Annotated in this window: 8 protein-coding genes; 1 reads left to right on the top strand and 7 read right to left on the bottom strand. The window is 67.4% G+C overall.

All coding sequences use genetic code 11. From position 1 onward, the window contains the following. The 5 genes from U5798_RS33335 to U5798_RS33315 form a co-directional block, all read right to left on the bottom strand. A partial coding sequence (locus U5798_RS33335) for an ESPR-type extended signal peptide-containing protein (protein ID WP_322084484.1) occupies positions 1 to 1,812 on the bottom strand: 1,812 nt, incomplete at its 3' end. Between the two features lie 989 nt (positions 1,813 to 2,801). After that, positions 2,802 to 3,704 carry a ferritin-like domain-containing protein gene (locus U5798_RS33330; protein WP_124457123.1) on the bottom strand — a complete coding sequence of 301 codons (903 nt, stop codon included), beginning with the start codon at positions 3,702 to 3,704 and terminating at the stop codon, positions 2,802 to 2,804. Between the two features lie 107 nt (positions 3,705 to 3,811). Next, positions 3,812 to 4,030 carry a transcriptional regulator gene (locus tag U5798_RS33325; protein WP_124457124.1) on the bottom strand — a complete coding sequence of 73 codons (219 nt, stop codon included), beginning with the start codon at positions 4,028 to 4,030 and terminating at the stop codon, positions 3,812 to 3,814. A 244-nt stretch (positions 4,031 to 4,274) separates the two neighbouring features. Next, positions 4,275 to 4,925: an NADPH-dependent FMN reductase gene (locus U5798_RS33320; RefSeq protein WP_124457125.1), complete on the bottom strand. Its 651-nt coding sequence runs from the start codon at positions 4,923 to 4,925 to the stop codon at positions 4,275 to 4,277. A gap of 310 nt (positions 4,926 to 5,235) precedes the next feature. After that, positions 5,236 to 5,541, bottom strand: a complete 306-nt coding sequence (locus U5798_RS33315) for an NIPSNAP family protein (protein ID WP_124456475.1) — start codon at positions 5,539 to 5,541, stop codon at positions 5,236 to 5,238. Between the two features lie 281 nt (positions 5,542 to 5,822). Between U5798_RS33315 and U5798_RS33310 the strand changes: the two genes are divergently transcribed. Then, on the top strand, positions 5,823 to 6,611 hold the full coding sequence (locus U5798_RS33310; protein WP_124456474.1) for a GNAT family N-acetyltransferase: 789 nt from the start codon (positions 5,823 to 5,825) through the stop codon (positions 6,609 to 6,611). A gap of 229 nt (positions 6,612 to 6,840) precedes the next feature. Here U5798_RS33310 and U5798_RS33305 read toward each other — a convergent pair whose 3' ends face one another. Continuing rightward, complete coding sequence (locus U5798_RS33305) at positions 6,841 to 8,199, bottom strand: DUF3999 domain-containing protein (protein ID WP_322084483.1); 1,359 nt, start codon at positions 8,197 to 8,199, stop codon at positions 6,841 to 6,843. Next, entirely contained in the window at positions 8,196 to 11,546 is a 3,351-nt protein-coding gene (locus U5798_RS33300) for a DUF2339 domain-containing protein (protein WP_322084482.1), read from the bottom strand. The genes U5798_RS33305 and U5798_RS33300 overlap by 4 nt, the downstream gene beginning before the upstream one ends. Positions 11,547 to 11,948: the final 402 nt, after the last annotated feature.

Raw genomic sequence — 11,948 nt, 5'->3', positions numbered from 1 at the left:
GGTCGAGCTGAGGCCGGTGGACAGCGAATTGATGCCGGTCGAGGTCGACGTCGACAGCGAACCGATCGAGCTGTTAGCGGACGACAGGCCCGACGACGTGGAGGTCGAAAGCGACGAGATCGAGCTGTTGGCCGACGACAGACCCGTCGAAGCCGACGTCGACAGGCTCGTGATGCTCGACGTCGTCGTGCTTGCTACCGAGTAGAGCTGGCTACCGTTGATCGCATCGGTGCTGGTCGACGTGACGAGCCCCGCGGCGACGTTCTGGATGCGACGCTCGTTGCCCGCCGTGCCGACGCTGACGACGCCGTTGGCAGCACTTGCGCCGGCAAAGTTGCCGAACGTCTGGCCGCCGATCGTGGCGGAGGTGACCGAGCTGGTGCCGCCGGTCGCCGTGGTAGTCGCACCAATTGTCGCCGAATTGTTGCCAAGGGCAACGGAGTTTGCCACGTTGGCCGTCGACAGGTAGCCAAGCGCCATCGCGTTGCCGGCCGAAGCGGTCGATTGATAGCCCATCGCGACCGCATTGCCGTTGCCGCTGGCCGTCGCAAACGAACCGATCGAAATGTTTCCGGCCTGGGAAGCCGCGGCTTGCTGGCCGATTGCAACGCTCTGGAGCGCACTGGCCGTCGCCACGCCAAGCGCCACGCTACCGGCGCCAGTCGCGCTGGCATTGACGCCGATCGCGGTCGCGTAGTTCGCCGTCGCGGAACTTCCGTTCCCGAAAGCGGAGGCAGGCGCCGAAGCCCCGCCCGCGTACGAGGACGCACCGATTGCGCTCGAACCCGCATAAGCCGCGGTGGCGCCGCTGCCGATACCGACCGAACCCGCACCCGTCACGCTGTTGCCACTGCCCAGCGCAACCGCGCCGGTGCCGTTCGCCGAGTTGCCGCTGCCGAGCGTGACTGCGCCCGTGCCGCTTGCCGAGTTGCTGGTGCCGAGCGCGACCGCGCCGTCGCCGCTGGCCGTTTGCGCGCGGCCGATGGCCACGGCGCCGCCGGTTGCGGTACCGCTGTTGGCGGTCGTGCCCGACGAGCCGATTGCGACGTTCTGGCCGGTTGCGCCGGAAACGATGCCATCACCTTGCGCGATGCCGTAGGCGCCGCTGACGGTTGCACCGCGACCGAGCGCGATACCCGAGGTCGCGGCCGAGGAGATGAGTGATTGACCGCCGAGCGCAATCGAATTCGTCGCGGTAGCCGACGCGCCCGCTACACCGTTGTTGCCGATGGCGATGGCGCCGGCGGCATTGGCGAGCGTCTGGGTGGTACTCGGCGTGCCGGTTGCCGTCGAACCGCCGATGGCGACCGAGTTTGCTCCGGAGGCAAGGGCTTGGCTGCCGACCGCAGTGGCGAAATTGGCGTTGGCAGTCGCTGCCTGGCCCAGTGCGACCCCGGCCGCGCCGGATGCAGTCGCGGAGCGGCCCATCGCCAGCGTATTGCCGCCGCTCGCTACCGCATTGGCGCCAATGGCCGTACTGCTGTTGTTGCCGGCCGTTGCGTTACTGCCGATGGCGGTTGCATAGGCGTCGGAAGAGGTCGCACCCGCCCCGATCGCCGTGGAGTTGTTGGACGAGACCGTCGAAGAAGGGCCGATAGCGACCGAATTGGAACTCGTGGTCGACCCGCCGCCGGCCGCATAGTACTGCGCATGCGCGACGTTGCTGGCCAGCGACCCCGCTGCGAGGACTGCGGTTGCAACGGCCTTCACGACGGCCGACTTGTTCGGCTTGCCCCGTGCCGAATCGTGTTCCGATGCCGCGACCCAGGCGCCAAGAGCTTCGTTCCAGATCGAGCGGTATGTGCGGTTCATGTCCTGCTACCTCCAAATGTGCACGCCACACACCGGTCTCTTTTGTTAGAGGATTACTCCGTGCGCTCGCGCGAATCTCAAAATTGATGGGCGGAGTTTATTGGAGGTGGTTTTTGTAGATTGACAAACAGTGATAAATGAAGTGTTTTAAAAGTTAAAAGATGGTTAATGCGATGCGTTTTGATGTGTTGTGAGTGAATGATTTTGAAAGATGTAAGAATGTGTCATGTAGGGTCCGAATTTCCGGCGAGCCTTCAAGGTTTATTCATAAAAATCAATATGTTATATCTGTTTTGTGCGGTAGGTAACACATCACGGCGCTCGAAAAGTAAGACAAATGAAATAGCAAACGTTTGCGCGGCGACAAATTCTTTCGGGAATGTAATGTAACTTCATAGTTTGGCTGATAACCCTTCTCTCACAATATTAATTTGTTAAGTAATTGATTTTGTGAAAATTGGTTTTTGTATTAATTGGATTTTTATAAATCAATTAAATTTTGAATTGAGAATATCCGGCTGTGCCGATTTGCGCATCCCGCCCGGCGCGGGCGCCCGTGTGGCGGGCGTTCCGGGCGGTCTGGTTCGTGGAATTTGTAATAAATTGCTACAAAGCGATCGATTGTGTCGTCAGCACTCAACTATCGGATTTGTCCTATTGACGATATCGTTCATATCTGAACTTCGGCGGAATTGGGGAGCGTGCCGGGCAACCCTGGGAGGCGGTTCCGCCGCGGTTTCCGGCGCGGCGTCGACAGGGGTTAACAGACCGTCGATGAGCGCCGGGGACGACGTCCCGAAATGTCAGATTCCGGGTGCGACAATGTGTCCGGCCCGCTGGGGGTGGACCGAAGCGTCGCAAGAAAAAGGGGATGGAGTAAACGTATCGGGCACGCCACATCCGATCGGCGGACACGGAGCCGAACGGGTGGCTCGCCGCCGGCCACGAAGGCGTGCCGGCCGGCAGGACCGGCGGCAGCCAGCCCGGCGTTACTTCTTCAGAAACCGCAGCGCGAACCGCGCCATGCGCGGCACGAACATCGGCCGCAGCAGGCGCCTGTCGTAACCGGCCATGCGCCTGTCGTTCTCGGCCAGACACAGCTCGATGAGCTCGCGCGGGTTCAGCGCGTCGCCGATATCCGCCGTGCCGGTGGCCGGAAAGTTTGCATCACGCGCGACGCCATCGGCATCGATGCCGCGCGCGATGCCGATGCGGTCGCGGATCAGTTGCACCCACACGGCCGCGACGCGCGCGAAGAACCAAGGCCGGCGCCACCACGGCATCGTGCGCCAGTACCACGCGTACCAGTTCGCGAAGAACAGGATGTGGCGGCCTTCTTCCTGGATCACGGGCTCGAAGGTGTCGACGAGTTCGGGCGGGAAGTAACCGGAGCGCTGCGCGGAGCGGAACAGGCCGAACGCGAAGAAGCTGTCGATGCATTCGCTGAAGCCCGTCATCATCCACGACCATTCGGGATCCTTCGGCGCCGGGTAGGCCGGCTCGGGCGCGAGCCGGATGCCGTATGCCTCGACGAGCTTCGACAGCACGACCTTGTGGCGCGCTTCCTCGCCGCCGTCCATCTCGAGCGCGCGGCGCAGCAGCGGATCGTCGACCGTCGCCGCGTAGGTCGCCACGCGGATCGACGCGCGGCCTTCGGTCTGTACCGCGATGTCCCAGATCGGCAGCGACGTGAGCCGCCTGAGTTCGTCCGGCTTGAGCGCCGGCCAGTCGATCACGGCCGGCTTGTACGGGTTGTGTGTATCGAGCAGCATGCGGCAGAACATCTGCATGTGCGCATCGGAACCGATCCGGACCGGACCTTGCCTCTCGAAGGTCCAGTTGCGCATTGCGTGATCTGCGGCTGCGTGCTCTTCCTGCAGCGTGTCACTCATGGCTGTTGTTATTCGATTACGGGTCGAAAGATTCTTGCATAGCTTCCGTAATCGCGTATTTTCGAGCGGCCATGTGTGCGCCGATGTGTGCGCCGGCCAGGCGCGCGTCACGCGTTCGTGTCGACCCAGAGGCGGCCCCAGCGCGACGCATAGGCGAGCGCGTGCTCTTCCTCGAAGAAGAAATCGATCGCGTCGAACGACACGGAGCGTGGCGACGGGCCGCTGCTCGCCTTCTCGATCGTCAGGTTGGCGGCGAACAGCCCGTTCGGCAACCGGGCGGCAGCGGGGGCGACTTCATAGCCCTTGTAGCGGATCGTACGGTTCATGGCGTGCGCGTAGAAAGTTCGGACTTCCAGCGTACGAAAACCTGCCGGTGCCGTGAACCAATCTTTCGGCCAATGCTAATCACGCGGCAGGCCGGATCGTTATCGGGGCGGTACGCAGGGGTGGGGCAGAGCGAGGAAGGCGACGGCGTGCATGGCGCATCGCCGCGCATCGAAAAAGCGCCGCGCGCGCCCGTCGAACTGCGTCGACCGGGCGCGCGCGGCGCAATGCAGCGGAGATCGGACCTTACTGGTTGGCGATCTTCAGCACGGGTGCGAGCGCATCGACCGATGCCGCATGCGACGCCGCACGATGCGATGCGAAGGCGAGCGCGAACTCTGCCGCTTGCGCGCCGACCGTCTCGAGCTGCGCGGCGACCTTCGGATCCGAGCAGCTGTCGGCGCTTTCGAAGCGCGTTTCGAGCGTGTTCACGGTCGCGCCGAACGGTGTCGGCCAGCCGCGCAGTGCGTGGACGATCGAACGCACCGACGTCAGCACGGTGCCGGCCGCCTGCCAGCCGTACGCGGTGACGATCAGGCCGACCGCGCGGCCGTCGAGATAGGGGCGCTCGTCGGCGCGCAGTTCCTCGAGCGTGTCGAGGGCGTTCTTCACGAGACCGGAGACGCCGCCGTGATAGCCGGGCGTCGCGATGATGATCGCGTCGGCCTGGCGCACGGCGTCGATCAGCTCGCGCTGCGCGTCGGTCAGCGTCTTGTGTTCGGGGGCGTAGTGCGGCAGCGTATGCAGGAACGGGCCGTCGAACAGGCGCGTCCGTGCGCCGGCGGCCTGCGCGCCGCGCAGCGCGAACGACAGCGCGCGTTCGGTGGACGACTCGGCTCGGGTGGTACCGCCGATGCCGACGACGAACGGGCGGCGGTGTTGATCGAATGCAGTCAAGGGGCGCTCCTCGGGGATGGCTTGCCCGGCTAAGCACAGGCTTAAAACCAGATGGTAACGACCCCGTCGCCACTCTGAAAACGACTTTTCGTTCTATCGATATGCCGCGCGGCGGGGCAATCGTGTGCGCGGCCGCGCAGATCGATAGCAGAAATGCTTGGTTGGGGCGGTGCGCCACGGTCGATAAGATGGGCCCGTCTCCTCCATGATGTCTCTACTGACATGGGTTGGCCCCGCCGCGCGGATGCAGGCGGGGCTTTTTTTCGTCCTCCGCCGAAAAACGGGGCGCGATGCGCGGTGGCGCGGCCCGTTACTCGAACACCGGCCGAAAGAAGCTGCGCTCGTAGCTGACGATGCAGCGGGTTTCCTCCGCGTAGCGGAACGCGGCCTGGCAGGCCGGATCCTCCTTCGAGCGTTCGCGGTAGCGCTCGTATTCGGCGAGGCTCGGAAACGAGAACATCGCCAGTGCGATGTCGTTTGCGCCTTCGGACGGCAGGAAGTAGCCGTGATGCGTGCCGCCGAACTTTTCGACGAGCGGAATCCACATCTTGCCGTAGGCTTCGAACTCGGCGAGCTTGTACGGATCGATGACGTAGCGAAGGAAGCAGGTGACCATGGGCGCTCGCATTGCGATGAGGGAGCAGCGAGTCTGGATCGCGTTGCCGCACGTGTCAACGGCATGCGTGCCGGCCATCGATATCGACGCGTGACGCGTTGCTTGCGCGAGCAACGATCGATGCGCTTTCATGCGTTCGCAACGACGCGTGCGGCGCGGCGGGAAGCGCGATATTCATCGGGCCTGCCACGCCCGTTTCCCCAAACTTTTACGACATTTTTTCTTGCGACAGCGGCTGGCGCGCTCATAGACTTCGGGCATCCCAACCACGGAGCATTGCAATGTCGATACCCTGGAACGCGATCGCCGAACGACCCTCCGCCGCGCCGCCTGCCGTGTGCGCCGACCGGGTGGTCGTACGGCGTTTCGATCCGGCATCCGACAGCTATGCACAACTCACGCCGATGCTGCATCGCGCCTTCGCGCGGCTCGGCGCGATGGGGCTCAATTGCACGTGCGTCGATCAGGGCGAAGACGTCACGCGCCGCCGCGCGGAAGCCGGCGAGTGCTACGTCGCCGTCTGTGGCGGGCGTGTCGTCGGCACGGCCACGCTGTATGCGACCGATCCATCGTCGGCCTGCTCGCTGTATCGGCGCGAAGGCGTCGCGAGCGTGCGCCAGGTCGCCGTGGACCCCGATTGCCAGAGCCGCGGGATCGGCGCGTTGCTGCTGTCGTTCGCCGAGCAGTGGGCCGCGTTGCGCGGCTATACGCTGCTCGCGCTCGATACGCCGCATCCCGCTGCACACCTGCTGGCGTTCTATGGCGCGCAGGGCTTCGAGGTCGTCGACGTGATGCGTTTTGCCGGCAAGCACTACGACAGCGCAATCCTCTGCAAGCGGCCCGTCGCGCATGTCGCGCGCCGCATGTCGCCGGCGTCGCGGCTGGCAGTACGTGTCGCGGCCGTACGGCGTCTTGCGAATGCGTTGCCGCCGCGCGTGGCCGCGGTGGCCCGCCGCGACCGGCAGGTGCGCCGCGGTGCAGGCTGGGCCGCGCGGCGCGCGGCCGGCGCCGCGAGCTGCCGCTCGTCGCCGTGGCGGCCGCGCCAGCACGGGCGCTACACGTTCGGCTGAGCGCCGCGCGCCGGTTCCTGTTCCTGGTTTTGCCGCGTAAGCGTCTCGTGAGCGGAGTGTGGCGCTCCCGCTCGTGTACGGCCCTCGAGACACCCCCGCCGCGTCGCGGCGAACGGACGTTTACGCGCTTTTTATGCGCTGGCGCGATCCTTTGCCGCGATCTTCACGCGCGCCTTCACAAGATGGTTGCGTGGAAACGGAAACCTCGCGTGCGACGACGCGCGTTGCGTCACTCGTCGCGGCCGCGCGTGTCGCCGCCGCCCTTCGCGAGCCGCCAAGCGATCGTGCCGAGCACACCGACCGCGACGACCAGCGCGCCCCACAGCACGTAGCGGCGTGGCGCGTCCGTGTCGGCTACCGGCACCGGCGCGACCGCCGATGCCGGCAGCGCCGCGCCGACGCGGGCGGGCCGCACTTCGGGCGCCATGCCGACCAGCAGCGCATCGCGGCTCACGGCTGACGACACGAGCGACGCATCGCCGACCCCGAGCGTGAACGGCGGCGTGCCGCGCGCGACGAAGGTCAGCGCGGCCGGATGCCAGCCGATCGCGACGGCCGGCTGACCGCCGCCGAACCCGCCGTTGCGCATGTCGACGACGATCCGCCACGTACGATCCGTGTTCGCCGCGAATTCGAGCGGCGGATTGCGCTGCTCGCCGGCCTTGCCCTGCAGCCGGAACAGCACGGCGCCCGCGACGTCGCGCCACGGCGCCTGTGCATCGGCGCGGCTCTGCAGCGTCGCGCGCGCGACGGTGTTCGGCTGCGGCAGGTCGATGCGCACGCGATCGACCGGATACGCGCCGTCGGTGTCGAACAGATACTCGCCCGTCGTACTGCCGGCACGCACGCGCACGGCGTCGCGCCACTGGCGCGGCACGGACGCGGCGTCGGTCCCGCGCGCGTCGCGCGGATGCGTCTCGACGTCGATCGACGCGATCGCAGGCGCGCCGTCGAGCCAGTCCAGCCGCAGGTAGCGGGGTGCGGCGCCGTCGAGCGCGATGCGTTCCTGCACCAGCATGTCGTCGCCGTGGCCGACCTTCAGCAACTGCGTGCTGCCGAGCGACCGCCAGCTGCGCAGGTCGTCGCTTGCTTCGATCGCGACGCGCCCCTGGTAGCTGTCGTCGCCCACGTGCACGAGCAGCGCGTCGAGGGTGCCGTCCGTATGCGACAGGTCGACGAGATCGGCGCCATGCTTCGTGCGCGCCGGTGCGGCGCTCGCCGCGCGTAGCGCGCCGTCCGGGCCGACCGTCACGCCGAGCGGCGCGCCGCCGTTGTCGGCGCGGGCCGGCGGCAGCGGGAACCAGTGCACCGGCGCGCGCGTCGGCGGCACCTCGGGTGTGGCCGCCACGGGGGCGTCGAGCGAATACGGCACCGGTTCGCCCGCGCCGTTGAAGATGCGCACGTCGCCGAGATCATCGCGCCGGCTCGCCGCATACACGGGCTGCGGCACGGTGAGCTGGTAATACGCGGCGCTGCCGTCGAGGTCGAGCGCGAAGCGTTGCGCGACGCGTCCGGCGTCAGGCGTGCCGTCGGCCGCTGCGAACGACGCGAGCAGGCTCAGTCCGAGCAGGGCGGCGAGTCGCTTCATGGCCGGTCGTCCTGCTGCGCGGCGGCCTTCGGCGGCAGCGGCGAGAAATAGCCGATCAACAGCAGCAGCACGCCGATGCCGATGAACGACACGATGCGCTCGATCCCGGTCACGTGCGACAGGTCGAACAGGAACAGCTTGACGACCGTGAGCGCGAGCAGCGCGGCGCCGACGAACCACAGCGGGCGCAGCCCGCGGCGCGTGGCCCAGATCGTGATCGCGAGCGCGCAGAGCGTCCAGTACACGGACACCGATGCCTGCACGAGCGTCGATTCGGCCATCGCGCCCAACTCGTACGGCACGCCGGCCCAGTGATGCAGCGTGCGCAGCAGGATCGCGTTCAGCCACAGGAACGCGGTGGCGCCGGCCGCGCCCAGCAGCTCGACGCGATACGTGCCGAACGACCAGCCGAGCTTGCGCGCGCGGATGAACCACGACACAGCGAGCGCATAGACGACCGCGAGCACGAGGTCGAGCGGGTTGAGGAGCGGTACGCGCGCCCAGCTTCCGCCGTCCTGCGTGAAGTTCGCGTAGAAGGTCCACACCCACATCACGACGATCAGCGGCAGCGATGCGAACGCACAGAGACGGGCGATGCCGTCGCGGCGCGTCAGCCACATCCCGGCGAACGCGAACAGGCTCCAGCCGACCATGAACACCTGCTGGATGCCGAACGACGACAGCACGGTGTCGACGTCGTAACCCGTGTGGAAGCGATGGTGCAGCGTGCGCAGCATCAGCGCGTTGAACCACAGGAACACGGTCGCGACGGCTGCATAGTCGACGGTGCGCGGATGCCACGTGATGCCGAGCGCTTTCAGGCGGCGCAGCCACACGGCGAATGCGACGAAGACGAGACATTGCGCGATGTCGAGCGGATTGAGCAGCGGCAGCCAGAAGAGTGGTGCGGCGCTGCCGTCGCTGATCGTGCTGGCGAGGCTCCACAGCCATAGCAGCGCGGCGAGCGGCGCCGCGCCCCATACCTGGTAGGCGCGCGGGAACGCGGCGACGGGCCAGCGCAGGCGCGAGCCGGGGCCCGACACGAGCAGAAGCAGTGCGCCGAAGCCGTACGCCCATGCGCTCCAGCTCCATGCGCCTTCGGGGACGAACGCGCGCAGGCGCCAGAAGCCTTCGAGCGACAGCAGCCCGCACAGGGTCCAGAACGTCAGCGTATGCAGCGGCGCGATGATGCCGGCCGCGATCGACGGCACCGTGCCGTTCGCGGTATCGGCGCCGGCCGTGCCGCGCGACTGGCGCCGCAGCAGCGCGAGCGCTGCGCCGACGGCGACGGGCCACGCGAACGCACCCATCCCCGACAGCGGCGCTTCGTGTGCGTCGAACGCACGGAGCGCGAGCAGGGCGAGCACCGGCGTCAGCGCAAGCGCGGGCCATTCGGCGAGCGGCCACGCGAGCCGGCGGCGCGCGACATGGGCGAGCCACGCGGTGCCGGCCGCGAACAGCGCGGTCGTATCGACGACGAAGCGATCGGCATGCAGGTCGACGTGACGGCTCGCATAGACGAGGATCTCGTGCAGCCCGCCGCTGACCCACCACAGCAGCCCCCACGCGGCGGCCGCGCCGCCGATCTCGGGCATCCATGCATGCCACGCGCGCGCCTCGTCACGTCCGTGCAGCCACCAGCCGGTGAACAGGCCGGCGAGCGCGATCAGCAGCATCGCGATGTAAGGGCCGTTGAGCACGGGCAGCGTGGTGGCATCGGCCGGCCCGAGCAGGCTGGTGAAGAACGCGCCGGCCGCGGCGACCTGCATCAGCAGACCGAAGCCGAACGCCAGCAGGCGTTTCTGGCGCACGCCGAGCCACACGACGGCCGCGCCTTCGATCGCCCATGCGGCGCTGGTCGTCGGGCCCGAGAAGGCGAGCGGCACGGCCAGCGTCGCAAAGATGACCGCAAGCGCGAGCATCGATTCGAACAGCAGCCCGAGGCGGTCGCGGCGCCGTGCGAGCCATGCCGCCACCGCGACGTAGAACGCGGACAGCGCGACGGCGCTCCACGCGAGCCCGAACGGCATGCCCTTCACGAGCGATGCCTGCAGCGCGGTCGCGACGATCGGCGTGCCGAACACGAGCGTGCCGTCCACGTAGTGCCGCAGCGTGAGTTCGCGTTTCACCGCATACAGCAGTGCGATGCCGACGTACATCAGGAAGAACAGGATCAGGAACGGTTCGGTGCTCGCGAACAGCGCGGGACGATAGGCCGTCACGCCCCACGCCGAGCCGATCGTGAACGTGAACACGAAGCCGAGCAGGTTCAGCGGGCGCCACGCCTTGAACCACGCGATCGCGAAGATGCCTGCATTCAGCAATGCGTAGTAGCTGAACAGCGCCACGTGATTGCCCTGGCCGGTCGACAACAGCACCGGTGCGAGGAAGCCGCCCGCACTGCCCATGAACGCGAGCGGCAGTGCGTTCTGCCGCACCGCGAGGAACGCGCTCAGCGCGCAGACCGCGACCATCAGCGGGAACGCGGCGCCGACGGGCAGCAGCGCGTAGAGCTTGGTCGCGGCGAAGATCGTCAGGTACAGGATGCCGATGCCGCCGCCCTGCAGCACGAGACCGTACGCCGCGCGGCGCGCACGCACGCGCCAGCCGATCGCGAGCAGCGCGGCCGCGGCGAGCGCCGTGCCCGCGAGGCGGAATTCGATCGGCAGCATGTTGTTGTCGGCCGCGTACTTGAGCAGGAACGCGACGCCGAAGAACAGCACGATGATCCCGACGCGCACGACCGTGTTGCCGCCGAGCAGCCAGTCGCGCGCGGCGCCGAATGCACGGTCGACGATGCCGGGTTCGCGCGGCACGGGCGGGGCAGGGCGGGCCGGTGCGGCAGGCGGGCTTGCCATGGTATTGGCGGGAGCAGGCGCGGGTGCGGCCGGGCGCGCTGCGGTTGCCGGCGCGGGCGTCGCGGCAGGTGCCGGTACCGAGATGGAGGCGGGTGTGCCTGCCCGTACGACGGCGGGTTGTGCAGGTTGTACGGGCGGTGTCGGGACGGGCGACGCCGTTGGCGCGATGCTGCCGGCGGTGGCCGCACCGGCCTTCGCGCCGGCCAACTGGGCGCGCAACGCGTCGAGTTCGCGCGTGAGCGTGTCGACGGTTGCTTCGAGGCGCGCGACGCGATCGGCGAGCGGCAACGGCGCGGGCGACGGTGTCGCGGACATCGCGAATGCATCGGGCGCGGCAGGCTTGTTCTTGAGCTTGTGCTGCTGCAGCGCGTGACCGATGCAGAACCCGACGGCAGCCCCGAGCAGCGAGCCGCTCGCGGCCGAGAAATCCCCGATCAGGGCGGCGATGCCGCCCACGACGAAACCGATTACGGCGAATGCCCAGTTCAACGCCTTGCTCCCTCTCACTATCGTTATCGTCCATCGATCGCGGATCGCACCGGATCGAGGCGGTTTCAGCACGGCCGGCAGGCGAACCGGCATGCGCGTGCGGCATGGATGGACCCTGCGGCAACGTCGCGATCAGCGTGTTTGCGGGGAATGTATCACAGCGGCCTGTCGCGGATTTCCGCGGTTGGCGCGGTACCGCGGCGTGCGCCGTCCGGTGTCGCCGAACGGTTTTTTGCACGGTCATGCTTTTTACCGGTGAATGCGACGAGCGCTTTCGTCTGAACAGACGGCCGCCGGATCGGACGTGGATTTGTCGCAAAGCGACGTGCGGCCGACACGCTTTGGCGCAAAATCTCATGCGATGCGCGCCGCGCTGCTGCGCACAAGTCGGACGCGCGATGC

It is taken from the genome of Burkholderia sp. BCC1972 (assembly GCF_905339605.1).
Taxonomy (GTDB): Bacteria; Pseudomonadota; Gammaproteobacteria; order Burkholderiales; family Burkholderiaceae; genus Burkholderia.
This window is presented reverse-complemented; position numbering and strand designations above follow the sequence as displayed.

What these genes read in the sequence shown, in the direction of transcription:
- U5798_RS33330 (WP_124457123.1), bottom strand. Translation starts at nt 3,704, where the DNA reads ATGAGTGACACGCTGCAGGAAGAGCACGCAGCCGCAGATCACGCAATG.
- U5798_RS33325 (WP_124457124.1), bottom strand. Translation starts at nt 4,030, where the DNA reads ATGAACCGTACGATCCGCTACAAGGGCTATGAAGTCGCCCCCGCTGCC.
- U5798_RS33315 (WP_124456475.1), bottom strand. Translation starts at nt 5,541, where the DNA reads ATGGTCACCTGCTTCCTTCGCTACGTCATCGATCCGTACAAGCTCGCC.
- U5798_RS33310 (WP_124456474.1), top strand. Translation starts at nt 5,823, where the DNA reads ATGTCGATACCCTGGAACGCGATCGCCGAACGACCCTCCGCCGCGCCG.
- U5798_RS33305 (WP_322084483.1), bottom strand. Translation starts at nt 8,199, where the DNA reads ATGAAGCGACTCGCCGCCCTGCTCGGACTGAGCCTGCTCGCGTCGTTC.